The sequence below is a fragment of the Rhizobium sp. H4 genome (genome assembly GCF_003013335.1).
Classification (GTDB): Bacteria; Pseudomonadota; Alphaproteobacteria; order Rhizobiales; family Rhizobiaceae; genus Rhizobium; species Rhizobium sophoriradicis.
On sequence record NZ_PSOW01000003.1, the window covers coordinates 376,722 to 402,993 of the forward strand.

Genomic DNA, 26,272 nt, shown 5'->3' on the forward strand with positions numbered 1-26,272 from the left:
TTCAACCAGGAGAACGAGCGATGAAACTTATCACCCAGATTCTCGCCGCAGCGGCCGTATCGATGGCAATCGCGCTTCCCGCGCATGCCGAGACGACGCTGACGGTTCACTACCCGATGCCGGGTTTCTTCAAGGACGTGATGGACACGATCTCGAAGAAGTTCATGGCTGAGAACCCCGATATCAAGATCCAGTTCGCCAGCCCCTCGGCCACCTATGAAGAAGGCATCCAGACGATCCTTCGCCAGGCCGGCACCAGCGAAATGCCCGATATCACCTTCATCGGCCTGAACCGCCTGCGCATGCTCGACGAACGCGATGTCGCCGTCGACCTCGGCCCGCTCGTCAAGAAGGACGGCAACATGGCCGAGCAGGGCTTCTCCGACACGATCCTCAAGCTCGCCCAGGTCAAGGGCAAGCAGGTTGGCCTCGCTTTCGCGACCTCCAACCCGATCATGTATTACAACGCCGATCTCGTGAAGGCGGCCGGCGGCGATCCCGACAATCCGCCGAAGACCTGGGATGAGGTCATTGCGCTCGGAGGCAAGATCAAGGCGCTCGGCAACGGCGTCGACGGCATCGATTTCCGCTGGCAGGGCGACGACTGGATGTTTTCGGCGCTGCTCTTCGGCGCCGGCGGCAAGATGCTGAGCGATGACGAAAGCAAGGTCGCCTTCAACGGTCCGGAAGGTCAGAAGGCCGTCGAGGTCCTGCATCGTCTGGTCACCGAGGGCGGCATGCCCGTCTTCACCAAGCCCGCCGGCGAACAGGCTTTCGCCGCCGGCAAGGTCGGTTTCGAATTCCAGACCACAGGCGCTCTGCGCAACACGATCAAGAATGTCGGCAATAAATTCGATCTGCGCACCGCCAAGATCCCGCTGATCGATCCGGTGAACGGCCGCCTTCCCACAGGCGGTAATGCCGTCGTCATCCTGACCCATGACGCCGCCAAGCAAGACGCCGCCTGGAAGTTCGCCAAGTTCGCCGCCGGCCCTTACGGCGCCTCGGTAGTCGTGCCCGGCACCGGTTATGTCCCGAACAACGAGCTTGCCGCCAAGTCGCCCGAATATCTCGGCGATTTCTACAAGCAGAACCCGCTGTTCCAGGCGGGCCTCAGCCAGATGCCGGTCATGATCCCCTGGTATGCCTTCCCCGGCTCCAACGGTGTCAAGGTCACCCAGACGATCGTCGACAATCTTTCGCGCATCGTCGACCAGTCGGCCGAGCCGAAGGAAGCGCTCGACGATGCAGCCGCCGATGTCGAAGGGATGCTGCCGCGCAGCTGATCGTTTTCCGCGTCAGAAGAAGGGGCCGCCACGCCGAGCGCGCGGCGGCCCTTTATTCCGGGTGGTTAGATGGCGCGCACCGTGCCGCCGCGGCGCAGCGTATAGGCGACGTCGAGGTGGCGGGCAGGGGCGGCATTCTCTGCCATGTCGAGCAGCAGCGAGGCGGCCGTCGCGCCCATGCTGGCATCCGGCATTTCGATGGTTGTCAGCGGCGGATCGATCAGCCGGCCGATGGCGATGCCGTCGAAGCCGGCGACCGAAACATCCCCCGGCACCGACAGCCCCTCGCGCTTCAGCGCGCCGATGACGCCGAGCGCCAGAAGATCGTTGGAGGCGATGATCGCCGTCGGCGAAAGCGAGGTCATCGCCGCACTGAGATCGAGCTGGTCATAGCCGCCGACGAAGGAGATCTGAATAGCGTCGAGCGGCGTCAGGCCGTTCTCGGCCATGGCGTCGAGGTAACCCTGGTAGCGAAGACGAGCGCGATCGGAGGCGGCGAAATTGCCGGAGAGAAAGAGGATGTGGCGGTGGCCCATGCCGATCAGGAACGTCGTGATCACCCGGCCGGCGCCGCGATTATCGGCGGTGACGGCCGCCGGAAACTGCGCCGTCGGCAGGTTGTTGAGAAGCACGGTCGGCGGCAGCTTGGGGAGCAGCGCCTCGCTCGTCGACGGGTCGCAGACGGTGAGGATCAGCCCGGTCGGCCGGTCATTCAGGAGTGCGGCGACGGCATCGGCCTCGCGTGCCGGATCGTAATTCGACTGAGCGATCAACACCCCATGGCCGGCGACCAGCATGCGGTTCTGGATGCTCGACAGCGACGAGGCAAAGACCGGATTGGTGATGCTCGGGATCAAGACGCCGATTACCGGCCTGCGCCCGAGCCGCACGACAGCATGGCCGGCCGGGCGATAACCGAGTTCGGCGGCGGCACGGCGCACCTTGCGCACCATCAGATCGCTGGCCGGTCCGTTGCGATTGAGAACCCGGCTTGCCGTCGCCAGCGAACATCCTGCCCGGAATGCGACTTGCTGCAATGTCGCCATCGAATGCGCCCTCCTGGTCACAGCGTCGAAGCGCAATCTTTTAGTCGGGCTCGATGACAGTGATCTGACAATTGACGAGGTGTGGGGAATTCATCGGGAATGACGACGGAAGCCACGATCATAAGATTTAAATATCAACAGCCTATACAATAATTCTAAGATTTCTATGGAGCTCCCGCGAGCTCTAACCCGAATTATCTGCGTCTTATCCATTCACACATGGAAGTTGAAGCAATATGCAACTTATGGAATGGTCGGTTCAAAGTCGTTTCCTCTCTTCATGCTCATCGCCTGGATAAGAATGTCTCCCAAACAAATGGAATGCGCCGCCGCTTGGCGGTTTCTCGCGACGGTCTCCCTTGTCGCAATTTTTGCATCGCCGGCCCATGCCGACACGCCGTCCACCGCTTGGCCGCAAACGCAAAGCGACATCCAAGCCGATTCCAATGTCCATTTCGGCGTGCTCGCCAATGGCATGCGCTTTGCAATCATGCGCAACGCCACGCCATCAGGACAGGCAGCGATCCGCTTTCGCATCGGCTCCGGCTCACTGGAGGAAAACGACGACCAGCAGGGCCTGGCGCATGTTCTCGAACATATGGCCTTCAAAGGTTCGACGCATGTCGCCGAAGGCGAAATGATCCGTATCCTGCAGCGCAAGGGCCTGGCCTTTGGACCGGACACCAACGCCCATACCTCTTATGACGAGACTGTCTATGCACTGGATTTGCCCGAGGTCGATCCAGAGACGCTATCCACGGGCCTGATGCTGATGCGAGAAACCGCGAGCGAGCTGACCCTCGATGCCGGCGCCCTCGATCGCGAGCGCGGCGTCATCCTGTCGGAAGAGCGGCTGCGCGATACGCCGCAGTACCGCGCGGGGCTCGCAATCCTGAATTCATTGCTCGCCGGCCGGCGCGTGACCATGCGCCCGCCGATCGGTAAAGCCGATATTATCAGCAATGCGCCTGTAGACCTCGTCCGCGATTACTACCGGGCCAATTACCGGCCCGATCGGGCAACGCTTATCGTGGTGGGCGATATCGACCCCGCTGCCATGGAAATCGAAATCCGGCAGCGCTTCGGCGACTGGAAAGCCATAGGACCTACGCCTGCAAGTCAGGATACTGGCGCGCTACAGGCGAAAGGCGAAAGCGCGGATGTCATCGTCGTTCCCGGCGGCATGACCAGCGTCCAGATCGCCTGGACGCGTCCTTATGACGCCGCACCCGACACCTTGGCCAAGCGCCGCACGCAGCTTATTGAAGATCTGGGCCTGATGGTGCTCAAACGCCGAGTCAGCACCATCGCCAGCAAGCCGGATGCGCCTTTCATCAGCGCGGGCGTCGGCTCCCAGGATCTCCTAGATTCCGCTCATGTCGTCCTGGTCACGGCGAATTCCGAACCGGACAAATGGCAGACGGCACTCGGGGCCATTGACCAGGAACAGCGTCGTATTCAACAGTTCGGCGTTGCCCAGGCTGAGATCGATCGCGAAATCCTCGAATATCGCTCAGCCCTGAAGGCTGCTGCCGCCGGAGCCACGACGCGCACGACCACCGATATCGCTTCGGCGCTGGCTGGCAGCGTCGATGACAATCAAGTCTTCACGTCGCCGGCCGACGACCTCTCGCTCTTTGAGAGGGTGACGAACGGCGTCACCGCGGCCGAGGTCAATAAGGCCCTGCAGCGTGCTTTCTCCGGCAATGGTCCGCAGATCGTGCTCCAGACCGCCCAATCGCCGCAGGGCGGAGCCGACGCGCTCCGGCAGGTCTATCACGCTTCCAAGGCGATTGCCGTCTCGGCGCCCTCCAGTGCAGCCGATGTCGCCTGGCCCTACACCCATTTCGGCGCGCCGGGCGCTGTGGTCGAACGCCGCGCCGTCGAAGATCTCGGCCTGACCATGGTCCGCTTTTCCAACGGCGTACGGCTTACCGTCAAGCCGACCAAGCTGCGCGCCAATGAAGTGCTGGTGCGCGAGGATATCGGCCGGGGCCGGCTGGACTTGCCGCATGACCGTCCCCTCCCGATCTGGGCATCGCCGGCGGTCGCGCTGTCCGGCGTGAAGGCCATGGACTACCAGGATATCCAGAAGGCGCTGACCGCCAACATCGTCGGCCTTGACGTCTCGGTAGGCGACAGCTCCTTCAAGTTCGACGGTCGCACGCGGACTGAGGATCTGGCGACGCAATTGCAGCTCATGACGGCATACACCTCCGATCCCGCATACCGCCCCGAGGCGTTCAGGCGGGTGCAGCAGGCCTTTTTGAGCGGCCTCGATCAGTATGAGGCCACCCCTGGCGGCGTTGTCAGCCGTAACCTCGGAGGTCTGGTCCACTCCGGCGATCCGCGCTGGACCTTTCCGGATCGCGCCCAGTTGTCCGCCGCCAGGCCGGACGATTTCGAGGCGCTGTTCCGGCCTGTGGTGTCTAATGGCCCGATCGATATCACCATCGTCGGCGACGTGACGGTGGACGACGCCATCCGGCTGACAGCTGAAACCTTTGGCGCTTTGCTGCCACGCCCGGAGGCGGCGCCGAGTAATGATTGGGGTAACGTGCGTTTTCCGGCGGCCACTGAGAAGCCCGTTCTGCAGACCCATAACGGAAGGGCAGATAGCGCCGCCGCCGTCGTCGGAGTTCCCGTCGGCGATTTGCTCTCCGATCTCCCGCGCTCCTTCACCGCCAATGTTGCCACCCAGATTTTCCAGAATAGGCTGACCGACCAGTTTCGTATTGCAGAAGGAGCAAGCTACGCGCTGGACGGCGACGTTAATCTGTCGAGGGAAATTCCCGGCTATGGCTACGCCTATTTCTACGTCGAGACGGATCCGACAAAGCTCGCGCGCTTCTATGCACTTGTCGACGAGATCGCCAACGATCTCGGGTCGCATGATGTTTCTGCCGACGAGCTCGCACGCGCTCGCGAACCCATCATCGAGACACTGAAACACCAGCGGCAGGGCAACGAGTACTGGATTGAATATCTGCGCGGCGCCCAGACGGATCCGCGTCGTTTGGACCGCATACGCAGCAATCTCAGCGGCTACAACGAGGTTACGGCCGCAAATATCCGCGAATTCGCCACAACCTATTTCCGCCCGGAAAAATTCTGGAAGTTCGAAGTGCTGCCGGCGGCCGTAAGGTAGTTTCTCGAACCGAAGCCCCTTAAATTGGACGGTGTTGGGGAGGAGACACCGTCCCGGCCGTTGAGCAACAACTCAGGCGCGGCGTTTGACCACCCGCATGTTCATCTCCGAGCGAAGCGTGAAGCCTTGCGCCTTGTAGAGGGAAATGGCGGAGGTGTTCCCGGCATAGACATGCAGATAGGCCGTGTCGCCGTTAGCAGCGATTTCGCCGGCAACGAAGCGGAACAGCAGGGTGCCGAGGCCACGCCCTTGGAAGTCGGGATGGGTGCAAAGGCCACTCAGCTCGATGAAACCGGTCTGCCGCATACGCTGCCCGGCCATCGCCACCACACGGCCTTCATGCCTGATCCCCCAGAAGCTGCCCAGGCTCTGAGCGCGCAGGGTGAACGGCCCGGGTCTGGTCAAGCTCGCCAGATCAAGCATGTCGGCGGCGTCGGCCTCGGTCAGCGGCTGAATGCGGGAATCCGAAATCCTCTCATGAGGCCGCTCGGCAACCATCTGGGTCACCGGCGCCTCCATGACGACGGCAAGACCCGCTGGAATCGCGATCGGCCCGGCCTCGACGAGAAACATCTTCTCTTCCGCTGACGGCAGATTCTCCAAGGCATCGAGGCTCTCAAGGCTATCGTCGGCAGAGGCCGCGAAGGGAACGATGGAGGGTGGGTATCGCCGTGCGTAGCTGTTGCCTTCGGCAAGAGCGGCATGCGCGGTTTTGAGCGCGCTCCAGATCGGCCGGTCAAGCACGTGATTCATCGTCTTTCTCTCCCTATTGCGCGGTGGAAAGGGCGTGCGGGCCTGCAACCGTGCTCCGTCGTATGAGCGGCAGTGCCGCCAGCCCGTCCTCGATGGCAGCGAGTTGCTCGAGGATCGGTCCGTCGAGGTCGCCGCAGAGATCCGCAACCGCAGCCGCAACGCGCGGCCAGATGGTTGCCTTCGAATGATCGACGAGTTCCTGTCCTTTGTCGGATAGCGACACCAATCTGCGGCGCTGATCGTCCGGCGCCGACTGCATATCGACGAAGCCGAGTTCGAGAAGCTGCCCGATGGTCCGCGTCACGCCGGGCTGGGTGATGCCCACCGCCTGCGCAAGCTCGCCGATCGTCAGCGGCCCGGCCCGGTCGATCGCTGCGAGGAACGGATACTGACCTGCCTGGATGCCGACGCCGGCCTCGTCGATGACCTGCTGCGTATCGGCCTGCAGTCTCTCGCCGATGCGACGCAACCGGCTGCCCAGGCACAAAAAGCCAAGTGTTCGCACCACATCTTCGACCATTCAATCTCTCCAATTGCATTGAATGTTATATAACACGTTATATATTTGCAACGCGAAATTCAAGAGTAGGTATCTAGCGGCCGGAGGGGACTTATCGAAAGCACGCGAGGTCCTTCATTGGTCACGCCGCCTCGCGGCCAACAGAGAAATCGCCAGGACACAACTGAGTAGGGCGAGGGACGACGGCAGCCCCTGGTGCCCGACCAGTTGCATTGCCAATCCGGCCGCGGGCGAGCCCGCCATGCCGCCGATGCCCCATGCGAAGGCGAAGGCCGCATTGCCGGCAATCAGGGCTTGACCGCTGAAACGCTCGCCGAGTTGGATCAGCGACATGGTGTAGAGCCCGAACGAGACGCCGCCCCAGATGAAAACGAGCGGCCAGATGAGCCAGGTGGTGAAGGTTGACGCCAGCAGCAGGCAGCCGGAAAGACAAGTGAGGACGCAGAACAACATGGTCCGCGTCGCGCCGAACCGTTCCGCCACGCGCCCGAGCAGGATCTGCAGCACGGCATTGCCGGCAACGAAACAGGTGATAAGCGAAGCGATGCGGCTTTCAGTGCTGCCGAGTGCCGCGCCATAGACGGCAAGCAGGGAGAGCAGGATCTGCTCGAAGGCGGCGGCGGTGAAAACCGCAAACAGCAGCAGCGGCGCCCGCGCAAGGAAGCCGCCGACCGATATTGCCTCGCCTTCGCCGGGCATGTCAGGCAGGCGGAGGGCAACAACAAGCACGATCAGGCCGCAGCCAAGGAAGGCCCCAATGCCGATCAGGAAGGGTGCCCAGCCTTCCGTGCCACTGAGGCCGAGCGAGAGCGGACCGACGGCAAAGCCGGCCGAAACGATCGATGAATAGAGGCCCATGATGCGGCCCCGGCGCGACGCCGGCGTGATCGCGATCAGCCAGGTCTCGCTGATGACATAGAGTGGATTGGCAAAGAAGCCGAGCAGGAAACGCAGCGGCATCCAGGCCCAGACGTCCTGCCGCCCGGCTATTGCAATAAGGGTGAAGGCGGCCAGGATCGAACAGAGGGTTGCAAGCCGCGCTGCGCCCACCCGCCGCGAGAGCGCTGGAATTACGGGTGCCGATATGATGAAGCCCAGGGGCGTCATCGCCGCCGACAGACCGATCAGACCAGAGGCCGTTCCTTGGCGCTCCAGGATGAAGCTCAGCAGCGGATAGGTTAGCCCTTGCGCCACGGCAAACACCGTGACCGTCGCTATGATGCCTGCCATCGCGGCCCCGCGGATCCGATCGTCTTGCTGTGCTGTCGTGCTTGCGGCAGTCATGCAGATCTCCTCGTCAGTCGGCATAGGTGAGGGGGCAGAAGCCCCGCCCGAAAGAGGATAAATTCTGCGGAATAGAAGGAGCGGCGTAATTAAGCCGCTCCAAAAAGTTCTCAAAAACTTCCAAACGGACTATAGATCCGCTCTATGCAGGGATTGCGCTTTGCCTTTGGTCCGTTCGTGCTTGATCCGGAGGCGGGAACGCTCCTTCGGAATGATGAACCCGTTGCCATTGGTCATCGCGGGTTGAAGCTGCTTGCGGCGCTCGTCGGGCGATCCGGCGAAATCCTTGCCAAGGCCGAACTGATGGACGCGGCTTGGCCGGGCATGGCGGTCGAGGAGGGCAACCTCACCGTCCAGATCGCGCAGCTGCGCAAGCTGCTCGGCCCCGCTGCCGACGGCGGCGAATGGATTGCAACGGTTCCGCGCGTCGGCTACCGCTTCACGGGTGCCATGCAGCGGCTGAGCGGCGTGAAGCGAAAGACCTTGCCGCTGCCTGCCAAACCATCGATCGCCGTGCTGCCCTTCCTGAACATCGGCAACGATCCCGAACAGGAATTTTTCGTGGACGGGCTGACCGAGGACCTGATTACCGACCTTTCGAGAATGCCGGGTCTGTTCGTCATCGCCCGCAACTCGGCCTTCGCCTATAAGGTCAGGGCGGTTGACGTACGGGAGATCGCCGAGGAGCTCGGCGTACGCTACCTGCTGGAGGGCAGCGCGAGGCGCGCCGCGGGGCGCGTGCGCGTCAACGCCAAGCTGGTCGACACCCTCAGCGGCACTCATTTGTGGGCGGAACGCTTCGATCGCAGCATGGACGATATTTTCGTCGTTCAGGACGAGGTCACCGCCAGAATCGTCGAGGCGTTGCTCGGCCGACTGCGCACCCCGCCGCCGCGCCATCGGCCCAGAAGTCTTGAGGCCTACGATCTCTGCGTGCGGGCGCGCAAGCTGATGGATGATTCCCCGCAGGCGGCTGAGGAGGCGCATCTGATGCTGACCCGCGCAGTCGCTCTCGACCCCGACTATGCCGAGGCCTATCGCTGGTTGGCCATGAACCACTGGATGGGGTGGGTTCATAGTGGCGGGCCGACGGAAGCGACCCGCAGCATCGCCTTAAACTTAGCGCGCAAGGCCGTTGCGATCGACCCCAACGATGCCGGCTGCCGCTGGGTGCTGGCCTACCTTCTTGCCTATGAACGCGATTTTGCCGCGGCGGATGCGGAGTTCGCCAAGGCGATCGAACTTGACCCGAACGAGGCCGATACCTTTGCGGCATTATCCGACGTTACCGTTCTAGCAGGGCGGGTCGAGGAGGGGCTTGAGCAGATTCGCAAGGCGTTCCGGCTGAACCCGTTTCCGGCAAGCTGGTATTATCTGACGCTCGGCCAGGCACAATATGCGGCCGGGCAATATGCGGCCGCCGTCGAGACGTTGCGCCGCGACGAGACGTATCGCACAAGCTCGCGCCGTTTCCTGGCGGCAAGCCTTGCTCAGCTCGGCCGGCTCGACGAGGCGCAGGCGGAGACCGAACTCTTCCTTGTTGCCAACCCCGGCTTTTCCATCCGCCATTGGGCGGCGACCGAACCGTTTCGCGACGCTCGCGTGCTTGACCATTTCGTAGAAGGCTACCGCAAGGCCGGTCTTCCGGATTGATCCGCCGCAGCACTCACGGCCGGCGAGCGTGCCATGGATGGCGCGGCGACGTCCGGATATCGACAAGAGGCCGCCCGGACACGCCTTCGCCGACCGCGGGCGCCGGCTTCCAATTTCGGATCAGGCGATTTAAGGCGGCCGCTTCAGACCGCCATATTGGCCGCCGCCGACATCACTTCCCGAGGGGCGGGAACGCCGAACATATGACGGCCGGCCTCCTCGACTTCGGTAAAGCACCAGCGCACGACGCCATCGCGATCGAGCAGGAATTCGCCGACAAGCTGGCCTTCGCCGGGGACGAGCATCCGTTTGTCATCCTCTGTCATTTCGTAGCCGTCGGCCCTGTCGAGAATTTCCATCGCCGCCATCGGGTTCATCGGTTCGGGAAGCTCGCCCGGCATGTCGACGCGCATCGACATCACCGTGTCCTTGCTGACCTTGTGCGGCCACTCGTTTTCGGTCTCGGTGAAATGAACGCGCGGCAGGCCGAAGGCGCGATGCGATACCCGTTCGGGATCGGAGGCCGCCAGCAGGTTGGGAAGCGGGTGGTAGCGGAAGTAAAGGCGGGCTCGCTCGATTGGGGTATTGACGACGGTCAGGCTGTCGATGCCCTTCTCCTGCAATGCATCGGTCAGTTCGGCCATGGCGGCGATCTGCCTGCGGCAGAAGGGGCAATGCAGTCCCCGGAACAGGCCGACGAGCAGCGGCTTCTGGCCGCGAAAGTCGTCGATGGCGATCTTGCCCTGGCGGGTGATCGCATCCAGCACCACGTTTGGCGCGCGATCTCCAGGCTGCAATGGTCTATCGGCGCGGTTCTCTTGCATTGTTCATTCCTCCCATTATATGTTTGAATCTCTTGATGGATTCGATATTGCAAGGTTATTGCGACGCGAACCATTCAGTCGAGAAACGGCAAGACGACGAGCGTACCTGGGTCGAGGTTGTGGCGGATGCACACATTCTGTGCCAGCGTGAAGTACCGTTCCGCTTCGTCCATATCGTCATGTTCGAGGCTCAACGTCGCCAAGCCATCATAACACGGAAAGAGCAGTTGCGGCTCGTCTATTTCCTGAGCAACCTCAAGAGCTTCTTCGTAATACTTACGAGCTAGCTTCGGCTGCCCATGGCATTGGTGGATCTGGCCGAGGACAATCAGCGGCACGGATAGATGATCGCGCTGATCGAGCGCCCGGTCGATTTCGACTGCCTTTTCCGCCGCCGGCACGCCTTCGGCGGCGCAGCGATCGGTGAAGGTGCAGCAGGACACTGCGAGATTGGCGAGAAGGCGCGCCTGAAAGCCGAGATCGCCGATGCGGGTTGCGACCTCCAGGCCACGGCGGCAGATCGTGATGGCGTTGGCCGGATCGACGATCGTGTAGAGAACGCCGAGATTGGAATAGGCGCGGCAGGCGGCACTTTGCAGATCGGCTTTTTCGGCGACCGAGAGGCTGCGCTCCACTTCCTGCACGGCATCGCGCCGGCGTCCGAGCCGCGCGAGCGCGGCACCCTTGGTGTTCAACGCTTCCGCCATCGCCCGGGCTGCCTCGCGACCGGCTTCGGTCGTGCCGTCGATCGGCAGCGTCTGCAGGCATTGCAGCGCCTGTGTCGCCCACTCGGCGGCGGCGGCCTGATCACCCATGCGGAAGGCGAGATGGCCGCGCTCCTGCAGTAGGTGGGCATGTTCGACCGGGGCATCGATCGTCGCAATCATCGCTTCCGCGGCGGCGCAATGCGTCTCCGCCTGGTCGCGGCGCCCCGCATCGAGATGCAGGCGGCCGATCTTTCGCAATATCCTTCCTGCGGCGATCCGGTCGTCGTTGGCGCGGTGGATCGCAAGTGCCTGCTGATAATAGGTCAAGGCATCGTCGCGGCGGCCGGCAGGGCCGCAGAGATCGGCAAGGCGCTCCAGCAGCTCCAATTGCTCCGGCGTCACCTCCGGCTCGTCAGCGAAGGCCGCGAGGGCTTGACGATAGAGGCGCATCGCATCGTCATTGGCATAGGTCTTGCGCGCCTGATCACCCGCCGCCATTAGGTAGGCTGCGCCTTTGGCTTTATCAGTCGTGAGGCTGAAGTGATGGCCGAGTTGCGCCAGATGCTCGGGACGCTCGGGCGCCAGGCCATATTGGCGCTCCAGAACCCGGCCGATCCTGCCATGGAGCTCCATGCGCCGTTGCAGCAGCAGATTCTGGTAGATGACGTCGTGCATCAGCGTTTGGCTGAAGCGATAGCCGGGCGACCCGCCGGCATCGGGGCCGCGCAATTCCTCGATGATATTGGCATCGCAGAGATAGTCCAGCGCGGCATCGATGGCGGCCGGCTCGGTGGCGACGGCGCGGAGCAGGGCGGTATCAAATTTCGGGCCGACCACCGCCGCCTCCTGCGCCAACCGTCTCATCTCCTGCGGCAGACGATCGACGCGGGCAAGCAACAAGGCTTGCAGGTTCACCGGGATGGCGACATCCGTGTCGTCGGCCGCAACATGCCAGCGCTCACCGTCATGATGCAACGTGCCCATGTCGATCAGTCCACGCAGGATTTCTTCGATGAAGAGCGGATTGCCCCCGGCGCGGTCGAGGATGCGTTTGCGCATTGCGACCGGTAGCTTGCCATGCGCCTCGCCAAAAAAGGCGGCAAGCAGCCTCTGCCCGTCGGCCGCGGCGAGTGGGCCAAGACGCTGCACGGTGACGTTGACGCGATTGGAGTTCAGTGGGTCGGTCTGCGATGTCGGCCGGTAGATCACAAGCAGCATCAGCCGGCTGCGCTCCAGCCGATCCATCATGAAACGAAGCACTTCCAACGAAGCCGCGTCTGCCCAATGTAGATCCTCGATGACCAGCAGAAGAGGGCCTTGCGCCAGCCGCCGCTCGAAGACGGTGCGGATCGCGTAGAAGATCTGCCGCCGCAACTGCTCCGGCTCGATGTGGCGCAACGCGCCATCGGGATCACCGAGGCCGAGCACATGCAGAAAAAGCGGCAGGAGCCCGTCGACATCGTCCTGCGTCAGATCGAGTGCGCGAAACCCCGTCGTCAACAGCTGTCGTGTCCTGTCGCGATCGTCGCGCTCGCCGATCCCGTAAGCGCTTCGCACGACCGCGGCGAGGGTGCCGTAGGATTGTTCGCCAAGGGGAGAGCAGGTGGCTTTGCGGATGGCAAGGCCAGGAAAGCGGGTCGCATTCGCGGCGATCCCGACGAATTCGGTGGCAAGACGCGACTTACCGATACCCGCTTCGCCGATCAGGCGGACGAGCTGCGCGGCACCGTCGCAGGCGAGATCGAGGCAGGCGAGCAGCCGCGACAATTCCGCATCCCGTCCGATCATCGGCGCCTGAAGGCCGAAACTTTCGAGCCCGCGCGCTGTATGCGGCGCGTCCAGCAGCCCGGTCAGCCGATGGACGTGGACGTTTCCGCTTTTGCCGCGCAAGGTCTGCGCGCCGAGGCTGTCGAAGGCAAAGGCATGCCGGGTGAGGCGGTAAGTCAGTGGACCGACAAGAATATCGTTTTCGCCGGCCATGGATTGCAGCCGTTGGGCGGTGTTCACCGTATCGCCGGTCACGGAATAGGATTTGGCGCCGACCGCGCCGAAGCCGCCGGTAACGACAGGGCCGCTATTGATGCCGATATGCAGGCGCAGCGGCACACCGGCGCGCGACTGCCAGCGTGTGCCGACCGCGGCGGCTCGGTCGATCATATCAAGCGCGGCGCCAAGCGCCCGCACCGGATCGTCCTCGTGGGCAACCGGCGCGCCGAACAGCGCCAGAAGGGCGTCGCCGACGAACTTGTCGACGAAGCCGCCATAGGCTTCCACCGCCCGGGTCATCTCTTCGAACAATTCGTTCTGCAGCGCCCGCATGGTTTCGGGGTCGATCTGCTCGCTCAGCGTGGTGAAGCCGCAGAGATCGGCAAACAGCACCGTCACCGGCCGTCGGTCGGCATCGCCGTCGGATTTCGCCGGCACGAGCTCAATAGTCGGCTTCGGCGCAGGCGGGGCTCTACCTGAGATCGATGCACCGCATTTGGGGCAGAAAGCAAAATCGGGCTGACACGCATAGCCGCAGGCGGCGCAGGAGAGGGGCTGCCTTGCGCCGCATCGCGGACAGAAAGCAAAACCGCTCTGAATATCGAAACCGCAGCCAGCGCAATCCATCGCAGGCGTCTCACGAACCCGGTATGCGACGGCTATATCAGCCGCAACCAACGGGCCTCAACAGAAGAGCAGCATGAACCTGTTGCCCTGTGCCCGCAAGCATCAAATCAGGGCGCAGAACGACGATCGCCGTTGAACGCCGGGCTCTCTTGCTATCGGCGTCGGAGGTCAAACGAGGTCACCTCGTCCCTGCCAGAAACTGGCGGAAGCGATCCGATTTCGGATGCGTGAAAAGCTCGGTGGGCTCCCCTGCTTCTTCGACGACGCCCCGGTGAAGAAAAACCACTTTGCTCGACACGTCTCGCGCGAAGGCCATTTCGTGGGTTACGACAAGCATGGTCCGACCTTCCTCAGCGAGAGAGCGCATCACTTTCAGCACTTCGCCGACGAGTTCGGGATCAAGCGCCGAGGTCGGCTCGTCAAACAGCATGAGCCTCGGCCGCTGTGCGAGAGCGCGGGCGATCGCAGCGCGTTGCTGCTGCCCGCCAGACAAATGCGCCGGATAAAAATTTCGTTTTTCGGCGATGCCGACCCGTTCGAGCAGAGCTTCGGCCTCAGCGATACATTCCGCCCGGTTGCGCTTCTGCACGTGCACCGGCGCTTCGATTACGTTCTCCAGGATCGTCATATGCGACCAAAGGTTGAAATTTTGAAACACCATGCCGATGTGTTCGCGCATCCGGTCGACTTGCCTGCGGTCAGCCGGCACCGTTCTATGCCCCGATTTCTTCAGAGCGTACATCTCGCCCCCGATGCGAATTTCCCCGCTGTCGGGAATTTCGAGCATGTTGAGGCATCTCAGCATCGTTGATTTTCCGGAGCCGGATGAGCCGAGGATGGAAATCACGTCCCCCTCATGCGCTTCAAGCGAAATTCCCTTAAGGACTTCCAGCGGGCCGAAGCATTTGCGAAGATCCTTGACCGAAACGGCAGCGCTTTTGTCCTTATTGTCGCTGACCAAACCTGTTCCCCTGTCAGACATGCACACTCCCGTTTAAGATTGCAGCCGCATGCGCATATGAGGCGAAAGCCAGAAATCGACCACCATGAGCATTCGTGTGACGACGAAAATGATCGCAAGGTAGATCGCGCCTGCGACGATGAATATCTCGAAAGCGCGAAAGCTGTCGGCGATCAATTTTCCAGCCAGGCCGGTGACTTCCATGATCGTGATCACAGACGCAAGTGCCGTTGCTTTGATCATCAGGATGATTTCGTTGCCATAGGCGGGCAGGGCATGCCTGATGGCAATCGGCAGGATGATCCGTCTGAACAAGAGAACGCCCGACATGCCGCATGCGCGCGCCGCCGCGATCTCCTGGACGGAAACGGCCTGCAGGCCGCCACGGAAAATCTCACTGCAGTAAGCGGCGGTGTTCAAAGTGAGCGCCAGCACCGCGCACCAGTATGGTTCGCGAAAGAAGCCCCACAGGCCGAGGTCCTGCAGTTCATGCCGAAATTGGCCTAGGCCATAATAGATCAGAAACATCTGGACCAGCAGGGGCGAACCTCTGAATACGAAGACATAAGCACTGGTTATGTTTCGACCCACTGCACCGCCCGTGACGGCCAGGAGCGAGATCGCAAGCGCCAAGATGCTTCCTGCCATAATGGACGTAACGGCAAGCTCAAGCGTTAGCGGCAAACCGCTCAGAAGCGTGAGAAACGTATCCCACAGAAAGCCGGTATCCATTACAACGCTCCCCTTATGCCCTGGGTCGTTCGAGCTTCCATTCGTCTGAACAGGATTGAAGAGAACCATGTGATGACGAGATAGAGAGCGACGGCCATCAGATAGAACTCGAAGGGGCGGCGGGTCGATCCGGCAGCGATTTGCGATTGACGCAGGAGCTCTACGAGACCGGTTACGGAGACCAATGCCGATTCCTTCAGCACCAGTTGCCAGGTATTTCCGAGACCCGGAATAGCGTAGCGCAGGACGAGCGGGGCGACGATGCGCCTGAATTTGGGCCATCGCCGCATGCCGACGGCGCTGGCAGCTTCGATTTCGCCGCGTGCAACCGACCTGTAGGCGCCGCGAAATACCTCAGCCTGATAGGCCGCCGAAACCACGCCAAGCGCCAGGGTTCCGGTGAGAAATGCCGGCATTCCGATGAACCCTTGATAGCCGAACAGGCCGCCCAAGGATCCCAGGAATGCGCTGCCGCCGAAATAGAAAAGATAGATGACCAGAAGGTCCGGGACGCCGCGCAGAACGGTGGTGTAACAGTCCGCAAGCCAGCGAATGGCCATGTGGCGGGACAGCTGCATGAAGGTGATCATCGTACCGATCACCGTTCCGGCCAGAAAGCCGCAGACGGATACGCCGATTGTCATGGCCGCTGCAGTGAGGAGGAGCCAACCCCAACCCGTCTGCCCGAAGCCGACGATAGCAAGGTAACTGTCGATGGGTGCCATGCGGGGACCTCTTTGAGAAGGATCGGGTTTGCGTCAGTCGGCTGCTCGCCGATGCGCCCAGATGCGCTGGAGCTTCGACATGTTTTTGAGCGAGCTTTGCACATGCGCTCGCGCGGCCGCGGCCGCCGCCTCCCGGTCGCGTGCGCAGATGGCGTCCGCGATCGCCCGGTGCTCGTCGAGGTCCGTATGCTCCAGATCGACCCAAAGAACTTCGAGCCAAAGGGCTAGGCGAAGCTGCTGATAAACTTGATCCGTCACCCTGACGAGGGCCTCGTTTCGGGTTGATTCCACGATGACGCGATGGATGTATAGTCCAAGATCGAGGTTACGGGCCGCGTCAGACGGCGTCTTGTTGGTCGTATCCTTGAGTTCGACCATCTGGGCAATGACGCCCCTGAGCCTATCGAGGTCTTCCTCGCTCGCCACCTCGCAGGCGAGTTGCGCCGCACAAACGTCGAGCGCTTCGCGAACGACCAGCAGATTGCAGAACTTGGTGACGTCGAGATCGGTCACCGTGTAACCAAAATTCCGCTGACCGACGATAAGCCCTTCTTCTTCCAGCTTCATCAGGGCTTCACGCAGCGGTGTTCGGCTGACGCCGAAGCGCTTGGCGAGCGTCACTTCCGAAAGGCGCTCGGAGGGGCGAAGTTGGCCGGTGAGGATCAGGTCCTTCAATTGCGAATAGGTGCTCTCCCGCAACGATCCCCGCTGTTCAGTTTTGGTCGATGCCAATCGATTCCCCTTCCGTCTCCGGTCCATTCACCGCTCGGTGAGCGTCACCATAACTTTTTCCCTCTTGCTCGATCAAGAAGAATACGATTATGTATACAATGTTGGCTACAACAAGCAATCGTCTTTTCCCCGGCTTTCAAAGTCGCTGGCGATCTGGTCGCAACACCTGGAGGTCCAATGCCGGAGATTCTCAGTCTGGACGAATTGCGGAAGCGCTTTTCGAACGCCTCAGGCGGTGAGATGTTCGATCCGGAGTTTCGGAAGGTGGCCGACCTGGTCTTCGGCGAGGGCGATCGTCGCCAAGCGCCTTACTGCGGCGTCCCGACATTGCTGAAAGCGCCATATCGTCCAGATGCCGCACCCAGCTTTGCTGATATAGATATTGCGCTTTTCGGTATTCCGATGGATCTCGGGGTGACGAACCGATCTGGAGCGCGGTTCGGGCCCCGGGCTGTGCGCAACGTCGACCGGGTTGGCCCTTACGATCATGTCTTGCGGACCGTCCCGATCGCCCATGCACGTGTTGCCGATGTCGGAGATGTACCGTTCAAAAGCCGCTTCGATCTAGCTGCATCCCATGACGATATCGAAGAATTTGTCGGCGGCTTGTTAAAGGCGGGAGTCGTGCCCCTGGCAGTCGGCGGCGATCACTCTATCGGCCTTCCGATCCTCAGGGCGGTCGGCAGGGATCGTCCTGTGGGGATGATCCACATCGACGCCCACTGCGACACGGGCGGTTCGTTCGAGGGATGCAAATTCCACCATGGCGGACCGTTTCGCCAGGCGGTTCTGGACGGTGTGCTTGATCCCAGGCGGACGATCCAGATCGGAATTCGCGGCAATTCCGAGTATCTGTGGGAATTCTCGTATGCGTCCGGCATGACCGTCATTCATGCGGAAGAGGTCGGCGATCTCGGCATAAGCGCCGTCATCGCCAAGGCGCGAGAGATCGCCGGGGCGGGGCCCACCTATGCCAGCTTCGACGTCGATTCTCTCGATCCCGCATTTGCACCAGGGACGGGAACGCCAGAGGTAGGCGGACTGACCTCGGCGCAGGCCCTGGGCATTCTGCGCGGTCTTATCGGCTTGAACATTGTTGGCGGCGACGTTGTCGAGATCGCTCCGCAGTACGACCCGACGTCGAATACGGCGCAAATTGCCGCTCAGGTTTTGTTCGAACTCCTCTGCCTCGCGGCCGAGGCAATCAAGGTTCGCGCGTCCTAGCTTACGGACGTCGCGGAGTCTGCAACCGCCTTGCCTGGGAAAAGGGCAGGGCGCACCAAAAGGGGAATAAAAACATGCAAGTATCAAAGCTTTTTCTGACGTCCGCTCTGCTCGGCGTCATCTCGGCCGGCGCTGCCGTTGCGCAGACGAAACCAACCGAGATCACCATTGCGACCGAGGGCGCATACGAGCCCTGGAATTTTTCCGGTCCCGACGGCAAGCTCGCAGGGTTCGAGATCGATCTCGCCAACGACCTCTGCGCCCGCATGAAAGTGAAATGCACCATCGTGGCGCAGGACTGGGATGGGCTTATTCCATCGCTTACGGCCAAAAAGTTCGACGCCATCATGGCCTCGATGATCGTGACCGAAAAACGCCTTGCGGTCATCTCCTTCAGCAAGCCCTATGCCCCGACCGCCGCCACCTTCATGGTCGAGAAAACCGGCCCTCTCGCCGATCTGCCGGGGACGGGGACGACGGTCGACCTCGCCGCCGACAAGGCGAAGGTGGAGCAGGAATTACAGCCGCTTCGGGACGCCCTCAAAGGCAAGGCCGTGGGCGCGCAGGTATCGACGGCGAACGCCGCCTTTCTCGACAGCTATTTCAAGGGCGTTGTCGATCCGAGAGAATACAAGACCGTCGAGCAGCATGATCTCGACCTCCAGGCCGGCCGCATCGACGCCGTCGTTGCCCAGAAAACGTCACTGACTGCAACGCTCGGCAAGGACGACTTCAAAGACTACAAGATCGCCGGCCCGACCTTCAAAGGCGGGGTCTTCGGACAGGGGATCGCGGCGGGGATCCGTAAGGACGATACGGTGTTGAAGTCGATGTTCGACGCGGCGATCGAAGCGGCGGAAGCCGACGGCACGATCAACAAGCTTGCGCAGAAATGGATCAAGACATCCCTTGATTGATTAAGCGGCAAAGCTCCCTCGGCAGCAATTGGCAGCTGGTGCACCGACTAGGTCGCGCCGGCTGACCGGTGCAGCTTGCCAGGCGTCGCCTATGAATAAGATCCACATTTGGAGAACCTCTGTGACCATCCTTCTCAATTCCGTCGAATCCCGGGACGCTGCGTTTGTTCTTCATCCCTATACCAACGCTTCGCAGCATCTGAAGGACGGCCCGCTGGTGATCACCAGGGGCGAGGGGATCCATATCGTCGACAGCGAAGGCAACAAATACATCGAAGGTCTCGGCGGGCTGTTCTGCGCGTCGCTGGGCTTCAGCGAACAACGTCTGGTAGACGCGGCGACCCGCCAGATGAAGGAACTGCCTTTCTATCACAGCTTCGGCGGCAAAACGCATGAGACGGCGGTCGAGCTGGCCGAAAGGCTTATTCAGCTTTCACCAGTCGCCATGTCCAAAGTCTTCTTCGCAAATTCGGGTTCCGAGGCCAACGACACGGCCATGAAGCTTGTCTGGTATTATCACAATGCCATCGGCATACCGGAAAAGAAGAAGATCATCTCGCGCATGCGGGCTTACCACGGCGTGACCATCGCTTCGGCAAGCCTGACCGGACTGCCGAACAATCACCGCGATTTCGATCTGCCGATTGATCGGGTGCTGCATACGGATTGCCCGGAGTTTTATCGCTATGGCCGGCCGGGCGAAACGGAGGAAGAATTCGCCACGCGCTGTGCCCACTCGCTTGAACAGATGATCCTCGCAGAGGGACCGGAGACCATCGGCGCGTTCTTCGCCGAGCCCTTGATGGCATCCGGCGGCTGTATCGTTCCGCCGCCAACCTATTACGAGAAGATCCAGGCAATCCTCAAGAAATATGACGTACTGCTGATCGCCGACGAAGTTATCTGCGGCTTTGGCAGGCTCGGTACGATGTTCGGTTCGGAAAGCTTTGGGCTCCAGCCGGATATGATCGTCATGGCAAAGCAGCTTTCTGCCGCCTATCAGCCGATCTCGGCACTGATGATCAATGAAAAGATCCATTCCGCAGTCGTTGCTGAGAGCGAGAAAATCGGAACATTCGGCCATGGCTTCACCTATAGTGGCCATCCCGTCGCGACGGCCGTCGCATTGGAAACCCTGAAAATCTACGAGGAACGCGACATCCTTGGCCACGTCCGCACCATCGCCCCGGTATTCCAGCGGCGGTTGAACGAACTTGGCGACCATCCGCTCGTCGGAAACGCTCGCGGTCGTGGACTCATCGGCACCCTTGAACTGGTTCGCAACAAAGAAACGAAAGAGCCGTTCAAGCCGACGGACGGCATTGCCATTCACGCAGGCAAGCAGGCTCAGCTCCATGGCGTCATCACACGCGCCCTTGGCGACAACTACTCTCTTTGCCCGCCGCTCATCATCACCGAGGCAGAAATCCACGAATTGTTCGATCGCTCCACGCGCGCATTGGATGATACCTATACATGGGCGAGGGCAACCGGCCTCTATTGAGCGAAGGAAGCGACGATATGCGAAATTTCGAATTGCCGGGAAGATCGATGGCCGTCGGCCGCAATGGCATGGCCGCGACATCGCACCCGATGGCGACTTTGACTGCGATCGAGATCCTGAAAGCCGGCGGAAAGGCCATCGACGCCGCAGTCGGCGCCTGTGCCGTGCAATGTGTCGTGGAGGCCGGATCCACCGGCATAGGCGGCGATTGCTTTGCATTGCTGGCGTCGAATGGAAATGATGATGTCATTGCCTATAACGGCTCGGGGCGCACGCCGGCGGCGGCGCATTTTGACTGGTTTCAGGAAAACGGCATCAGTTCGATCGAGCGGTCATCGCCGCATGCGGTGACCGTTCCTGGGGCGGTGGACGCCTGGACCCGCCTCGTTGCCGATCACGGCAGGATGCCGCTGTCGGAAATTCTTGCGCCAGCAATTGCATTGGCTCGCGACGGCTATGCGATCACGCCACGGGTTGCCGCCGACATCTCTAACCAACGGGACCTGCTGCTGCGCGATCCATCGACCCGTCGCCTTTTCCTGATCGATGATCAGGCTCCGCCGGTCGGATCGGTTCAACATCAGCCGGAACTGGCGCAGACGCTGGAAACGATCGCAGCGTCGGGCCGTGACGGCTTCTATCGCGGTCCGGTGGCAGCCGACATGGTGGCCCGGCTGAATTCCCTTGGCGGCCTCCATACAGTTGAGGATTTTGCCGCAACTGCCGGCGATTATGTGAAGCCGATCAGCGCGACATTTCGGGGATGGACGGTGCATGAATGTCCGCCGAACGGGCAGGGCATCGTCGCTCTGATGATCCTGAAGATCTTGGAGCGTTTCGAACGCAAAGGCGATCCGCTTGGTGTGGACAATCTGCATATCGAAGTCGAGGCCACGCGGCTGGCTTATGCGGCTCGTGATCGATGGGTTGCCGACATGGCGGCCTCGGACGTTCCGGTCGACTTCCTGTTATCCGATGAACTCGCCGACAGCCTTGCCGCCAGGATCGACCTGAATACCATCGCCGATGCCGGGGCCGTTATCGACGGCGTCGAGCATGCGGACACTGTCTACATTACGGTTATCGACAAGGACCGAAATGTCGCCAGCTTCATCAACTCGATCTTTCATTCTTACGGAAGCGGATTGATGGCGCCGAATTGCGGTGTGTTGTTCCACAATCGCGGGCAGAGCTTCAGTATGAGGCAGGGGCATCCGAACGCGATAGGGCCGCGCAAGAGGCCCATGCACACCATCATCCCGGGTCTGGTCACCCGCAATGGCAAGAGCGTCTTGTCGTTCGGTGTGATGGGTGGGCACTATCAGGCGATGGGCCACGCCCACTTCCTCTCCAAGCTGTTCGAGTTCAATCTGGACATACAAAGTGCGATTGATCTGCCTCGGCTCTTTCCGCTTCCCGGCACGGCATCGATCGAAACCGAGGCGCTTCTGAGAACCTCGATCGGGCGTGAGCTCGAAGCCCGCGGCTTTAAGGTCGTCGCCCCGACTTGGGCGATCGGCGGCGCCCAGGCGATCTGGATAGATGATCAAAACAACACACTGCTCGGCGCCTCCGATCATCGAAAAGATGGTTGCGCGCTCGGTTACTAACAGCAGGAGAGCTGAATGTCGGCGTATCCGAGTACCCAACTTCATATCAACGGCCGCTGGAGGCAGGGTTCAAACGACGATCTGCCTGTCGTCAATCCGGCCTCGGGCGAAGTCATCGGCCGTGTTTCCAATGCCGGCGCTCCTGATCTCGACGAAGCGCTTTCGGCAGCCGCCGCCGGGTTTGAGCAGTGGCGGCGCATAAGTGCGTTCGACCGGGCAAAGATGATGCGTGAGTCGGCCGAGATCCTGCGCCAGCGCTCAGCAGCGATCTCTCGAATAATGACATTGGAACAAGGCAAACCGCTCGCCGAGTCCAAGGCAGAGTCAGCCGCAGCTGCCGACATCATAGACTGGTTTGCCGAGGAAGCTCGCCGTGCCTACGGCCGGCTGATCCCGCCACGAGCGAGCAATGTCAGGCAGATGATGATCAAGGAGCCTGTTGGCCCGGTGGCGGCCTTCAGTCCCTGGAACTTTCCGCTGAACCAGGCTGTCCGCAAGGTCGCGGCCGCCCTTGCAGCCGGCTGCTCGATCATATTGAAGGGGCCGGAGGAGACGCCGGCGAGCTGCGCCGAACTGGTTCGCGCCTTTGCCGATGCGGGTCTGCCGGCGGGCGTCCTCAATCTCGTTTTCGGAATTCCGGCCGATATTTCAAATCACCTGATCCCACACCCCGTTATCCTGAAAATTTCCTTCACCGGATCGACCGTCGTCGGAAAGCAGTTGGCCTCCCTGGCCGGCGCCCACATGAAGCGGGTAACAATGGAACTCGGAGGCCATGCGCCTGCGCTCGTTTTCGATGATGCCGATATCGATCTCGCAGTCAGGCTATTGGCCGCTGCGAAATTTCGAAATGCCGGGCAAGTCTGCGTCGCGCCGACCCGGTTTCTCATTCAGCAACGCGTCTTCGATAAATTCCTCGATGGCCTGGTAAAGGCGGCCGAGGCGATCACAGTCGGCGATGGATTGAGCGACGGCGTCACCATGGGACCGCTCGCCAACGCGAGGAGGGTAGGGGCCATGGAGGCGCTGGTAGCAGACGCGGAGATGCGTGGTGCGAAGATTGCGACCGGCGGCAAAAGGATCGGCAATCTCGGTAACTTCTTCCAGCCGACGGTTCTCACCGACGTTCCGCAGCATGCCCGCGTGCTGAGCGAAGAACCATTCGGCCCCTTGGCGATCGTGAGTGCATTTTCGGACTACGACTCTGCCATTGCGGAGGCCAACCGTCTGCCATACGGCCTGGCGGCCTATGCCTACACAACTTCGGCAAGGACCAGCGCAGGCCTTGCTCGCGATATCGAAAGTGGGATGCTGTCGATCAATCATCATGGGTTGGCGCTGCCGGAGCTGCCGTTCGGAGGCATCAAGGATTCCGGCTACGGCTCGGAAGGCGGCGCTGAAGCAATGGAGAGTTACTTCAATACGAAACTCGTGACCGAGGCGGCTTGAGCAGGCTATCGGCTTGCCTTTGCCGTTCCCTTGCCCTTCATCCGGCAAAATTCGATCAACTGATCCGAGGTCATCGGTCGGGCCAGGGCGTAACCTTGCAGCAAATGGCAACCGAGATCTTTCAGGATCTTCGCATGCTCCATTGTCTCCACGCCCTCGGCAACGATGTCGATGTTTTGCGACCGGCCGATTTCGATGATGGAGGAGACCAGACGGCGTTGCGAGGGGGAGGCGATGATCGGCTTGATGATTTCTCGATCGATCTTAAGTCTGCGCGGCTCAAATCGAAGCAAGCTGACGATGCTGGCATGTTCCGTGCCGAAATCGTCGATCTCGATTTCAATGCCGAGCGCCTTGATCGTCGGAATGATCTCGCTGAGGGCAGGTTGAAGATCGTCGAAAGAGATCGTCTCGAGCAGCTCGAAACACAGACGGCCTTTCGCTATGGGAAGCTCCGACAGTTCGGTAAGCAGGCTCGGCTGCGCCAGGCGGCGCGCTGAAATATTGACGGAGACCCGCGGAATTTGCATTCCCAAGCCGTCCCATCTCGTCAGCTCGAACAGCGCCTTTTGCAGGATCAGCCGATCCATGTCGCCGGTGCGCCCCAGCTTTTCCGCGGCGTCAAGGAATTTGTCGGGTCCGAGCACACCCTTTCGCGGGTGGTTCCAGCGGGCGAGCGCCTCGACGCCTGCGATATCAAGCGTGACCGCGTTAAACTGCGGCTGGAAGAATGCGACGAGTTCGTCGCGATCGAGCGCCTGATTGAAGTCATCCGCCAATTCTTTTGAATGGATTGCGGCGCTGCGGAGCTCTTCGGTGAAAACGGCCGCGCGGCCGCGGCCGGCTTTCTTCGCCTCGTACAGAGCCAGATCGGCATTCAGAAGCAACTGACCGAGGTCCCGGTCGCGAGCCCGTTCCCAGGCGACACCGACGCTTGCGCCGACCACATAACCGGCTCCATCGATAAAGATGGTCTGCTGCAGTGCGTCGACAATCTGCCTGGCCAATTCGGTTGCTTTGGGCTCGGGATCGCTGCTCCAGCTGGCGAAGACGAACTCGTCTCCGCCGATGCGCGCCGCGACATCGTTGGGGCCGGTCATTTCGGCAAGCCGCGAAGCCGTTGTTTGCAGGACCATGTCGCCGCCGGCGTGCCCCTTCGTGTCGTTGATCTCTTTAAAGCGGTCGAGGTCGATATGGATGAGGATCAGGCGATCTTGCGGATCGGGCCTCGGCGGCTGCGAGATCATCTGGTCGACAAACCGCCGATTGGGTAGTCCGGTGAGGGCGTCATGCAGTGACAGGTGCTCCAGCCTCTGTCGTGTTCGTACGAGCTTGCTCTTGTGAAGGCGCAATTTTTCGATGGTCTTCTGGCGCGATTTGGTCAGAAAGCCGACCCAGACGATCGGCGCGACGACACACAAGGCCAACAGACTGGCATAGAGCTCAAAAGTGCCGATGCCGTTATTCTGCCCCCATCCATGCCTGGGCAGTGCGGCGAGGGACCATCGGCCGTAAGTCATATCGACGGAGGCGACGACCGGTTTCTTCTCAAAGGTTTCCAGGCTGCCAAAAAAGACCTGTTTGGCCGAGTTCGGCTCCGGCGTCGTGCTGATGGCGATCTCCAGCTCGGTCGAACTAAGACCGCTATCCCGGTATAGCCTCGGAATATCGATGATGCCGGAAAGCAGACCCCAAAAGATCTGGCTGTTTCCATCGTCGATATAGACCGGGCACCTGACAACGAAAGCCGTTCCGCCTTGGACAAGCTCCACCGGGCCTGTCAGGACGATATTGTGTGTGTTGCGCGCCAGCATCGCGGCGGCCCGTTGCTTCTCATTTCTTCGGTAGTCGAGTCCGATGGCCCTTTCGTTTCCTTTTTCCGGATAGACCCACTGGACCACCATGTCGGGCGCAGCAGCGAAGCTTCGCAATTGTGAATCCGGCTGCAGAATCTGCGCGGCAAGTTTGGAAAATCTGTTCTGGCCCATCGCCGGATCGACCGCGATACCCGCCGCCAAACCTTGCAACAGCTTCACATTGCTATTGAGGTTGGTCTGAAGCCGAGATGACATCGTCGCAAGCTCGCCGGCAACAACCGAGCGCTCGTTGGCCAACGACCGCTCAAGCCGCCAGTTCGTTGCCACCCAAACGACGATGGCTGCGATAACGGCCGCAAATATTGCCGGAGCAAATGCGCTCGCATGGCTCATCAGGGAGCCAGCGAGGCCACGAATTGTCTTTGTGTTTCTTCGAAACTTCATCAAGTCGCCAGTATGAATGACAGGCTGGCATCCTTGCACAGTTTCTTTAAGGCAACGCTAAGCGGCCGATCCGGGTGCAGGAAGGACAATCCAGTGGGAATATGGTCAGTCCGGCGCGCGCGGGTTGCGGAGTCAGGAGGGCGAGGAGGAGGCGGGACCGTCGCACTTGGAAATAGAATGTACCCGGCTACATCAAATGTGGCGGTGAAGTTGGAATGTCCGGATCTCTGCAAAGTCGAAATGTCACTTTGGTCTGCATCCGGCAGGCCGATCAGCCCCGATCTGAGCGGCTGGTCCGGGTTGCAAGATCAGATCGGGGCGGG

19 protein-coding genes are annotated in these 26,272 nt (G+C 61.1%); 8 read left to right on the forward strand and 11 right to left on the reverse strand.

Features of this window, described 5'->3' with window-relative positions; all coding sequences use genetic code 11:
• Positions 1-20: 20 nt before the first annotated feature.
• Positions 21-1,286 carry an ABC transporter substrate-binding protein gene (locus tag C4N04_RS06750; RefSeq protein WP_009992734.1) on the forward strand — a complete coding sequence of 422 codons (1,266 nt, stop codon included), beginning with the start codon at positions 21-23 and terminating at the stop codon, positions 1,284-1,286.
• A 65-nt stretch (positions 1,287-1,351) separates the two neighbouring features.
• On the opposite strand, the gene C4N04_RS06755 is transcribed toward C4N04_RS06750, so the two are convergent.
• Complete coding sequence (locus tag C4N04_RS06755; RefSeq protein WP_077993655.1) at positions 1,352-2,332, reverse strand: substrate-binding domain-containing protein; 981 nt, start codon at positions 2,330-2,332, stop codon at positions 1,352-1,354.
• Between the two features lie 301 nt (positions 2,333-2,633).
• On the opposite strand from C4N04_RS06755, the gene C4N04_RS06760 reads away from it, so the two are divergent.
• Positions 2,634-5,480, forward strand: coding sequence for a M16 family metallopeptidase (locus tag C4N04_RS06760; RefSeq protein ID WP_096762801.1), 2,847 nt, complete (start codon positions 2,634-2,636; stop codon positions 5,478-5,480).
• Positions 5,481-5,552: 72 nt separating this feature from the next.
• Here the strand turns inward: C4N04_RS06760 and C4N04_RS06765 are convergent, their stop codons facing one another.
• The 3 genes from C4N04_RS06765 to C4N04_RS06775 form a co-directional block, all read right to left on the reverse strand.
• Positions 5,553-6,233, reverse strand: a complete 681-nt coding sequence (locus C4N04_RS06765) for a GNAT family N-acetyltransferase (RefSeq protein WP_009996873.1) — start codon at positions 6,231-6,233, stop codon at positions 5,553-5,555.
• A 13-nt stretch (positions 6,234-6,246) separates the two neighbouring features.
• Entirely contained in the window at positions 6,247-6,753 is a 507-nt protein-coding gene (locus C4N04_RS06770) for a MarR family transcriptional regulator (RefSeq protein WP_096762759.1), read from the reverse strand.
• Between the two features lie 114 nt (positions 6,754-6,867).
• Entirely contained in the window at positions 6,868-8,037 is a 1,170-nt protein-coding gene (locus tag C4N04_RS06775) for an MFS transporter (protein ID WP_077993651.1), read from the reverse strand.
• 144 nt (positions 8,038-8,181) lie between these two features.
• Between C4N04_RS06775 and C4N04_RS06780 the strand changes: the two genes are divergently transcribed.
• Positions 8,182-9,690 carry a winged helix-turn-helix domain-containing protein gene (locus C4N04_RS06780; RefSeq protein ID WP_077993648.1) on the forward strand — a complete coding sequence of 503 codons (1,509 nt, stop codon included), beginning with the start codon at positions 8,182-8,184 and terminating at the stop codon, positions 9,688-9,690.
• A gap of 143 nt (positions 9,691-9,833) precedes the next feature.
• Here C4N04_RS06780 and C4N04_RS06785 read toward each other — a convergent pair whose 3' ends face one another.
• From C4N04_RS06785 to C4N04_RS06810, 6 genes are all read right to left on the reverse strand, one after another.
• Positions 9,834-10,514, reverse strand: coding sequence for a peroxiredoxin-like family protein (locus C4N04_RS06785; protein ID WP_038688944.1), 681 nt, complete (start codon positions 10,512-10,514; stop codon positions 9,834-9,836).
• A gap of 74 nt (positions 10,515-10,588) precedes the next feature.
• Positions 10,589-13,834, reverse strand: a complete 3,246-nt coding sequence (locus C4N04_RS06790) for an adenylate/guanylate cyclase domain-containing protein (RefSeq protein WP_077993644.1) — start codon at positions 13,832-13,834, stop codon at positions 10,589-10,591.
• A gap of 178 nt (positions 13,835-14,012) precedes the next feature.
• Entirely contained in the window at positions 14,013-14,816 is an 804-nt protein-coding gene (locus C4N04_RS06795) for an ATP-binding cassette domain-containing protein (protein WP_106795643.1), read from the reverse strand.
• 12 nt (positions 14,817-14,828) lie between these two features.
• Complete coding sequence (locus C4N04_RS06800) at positions 14,829-15,527, reverse strand: ABC transporter permease subunit (protein WP_106795644.1); 699 nt, start codon at positions 15,525-15,527, stop codon at positions 14,829-14,831.
• Positions 15,527-16,252 (reverse strand): ABC transporter permease subunit, encoded by a 726-nt coding sequence (locus tag C4N04_RS06805; protein WP_096762764.1) that lies wholly within the window; start codon positions 16,250-16,252, stop codon positions 15,527-15,529. The genes C4N04_RS06800 and C4N04_RS06805 overlap by 1 nt, the downstream gene beginning before the upstream one ends.
• 33 nt (positions 16,253-16,285) lie before the next feature.
• Positions 16,286-16,984: a GntR family transcriptional regulator gene (locus tag C4N04_RS06810; protein ID WP_225880917.1), complete on the reverse strand. Its 699-nt coding sequence runs from the start codon at positions 16,982-16,984 to the stop codon at positions 16,286-16,288.
• 177 nt (positions 16,985-17,161) lie between these two features.
• On the opposite strand from C4N04_RS06810, the gene speB reads away from it, so the two are divergent.
• The 5 genes from speB to C4N04_RS06835 all read left to right on the forward strand — a co-directional run bounded on the left by speB (position 17,162) and on the right by C4N04_RS06835 (position 23,688).
• Positions 17,162-18,208 (forward strand): agmatinase, encoded by a 1,047-nt coding sequence (speB, locus tag C4N04_RS06815; RefSeq protein ID WP_106795645.1) that lies wholly within the window; start codon positions 17,162-17,164, stop codon positions 18,206-18,208.
• Positions 18,209-18,282: 74 nt separating this feature from the next.
• A complete protein-coding gene (locus C4N04_RS06820) occupies positions 18,283-19,125 on the forward strand; it encodes a transporter substrate-binding domain-containing protein (RefSeq protein ID WP_077994075.1) in 843 nt (280 codons plus the stop codon).
• A gap of 121 nt (positions 19,126-19,246) precedes the next feature.
• A complete protein-coding gene (locus tag C4N04_RS06825; protein ID WP_077993637.1) occupies positions 19,247-20,629 on the forward strand; it encodes an aspartate aminotransferase family protein in 1,383 nt (460 codons plus the stop codon).
• A gap of 17 nt (positions 20,630-20,646) precedes the next feature.
• Positions 20,647-22,239 carry a gamma-glutamyltransferase gene (gene ggt, locus C4N04_RS06830; protein WP_106795659.1) on the forward strand — a complete coding sequence of 531 codons (1,593 nt, stop codon included), beginning with the start codon at positions 20,647-20,649 and terminating at the stop codon, positions 22,237-22,239.
• Positions 22,240-22,254: 15 nt separating this feature from the next.
• Entirely contained in the window at positions 22,255-23,688 is a 1,434-nt protein-coding gene (locus C4N04_RS06835) for an NAD-dependent succinate-semialdehyde dehydrogenase (protein WP_106795646.1), read from the forward strand.
• A gap of 5 nt (positions 23,689-23,693) precedes the next feature.
• Here the strand turns inward: C4N04_RS06835 and C4N04_RS06840 are convergent, their stop codons facing one another.
• Positions 23,694-25,949, reverse strand: a complete 2,256-nt coding sequence (locus tag C4N04_RS06840) for an EAL domain-containing protein (RefSeq protein WP_106795647.1) — start codon at positions 25,947-25,949, stop codon at positions 23,694-23,696.
• Positions 25,950-26,272 lie beyond the last annotated feature (323 nt).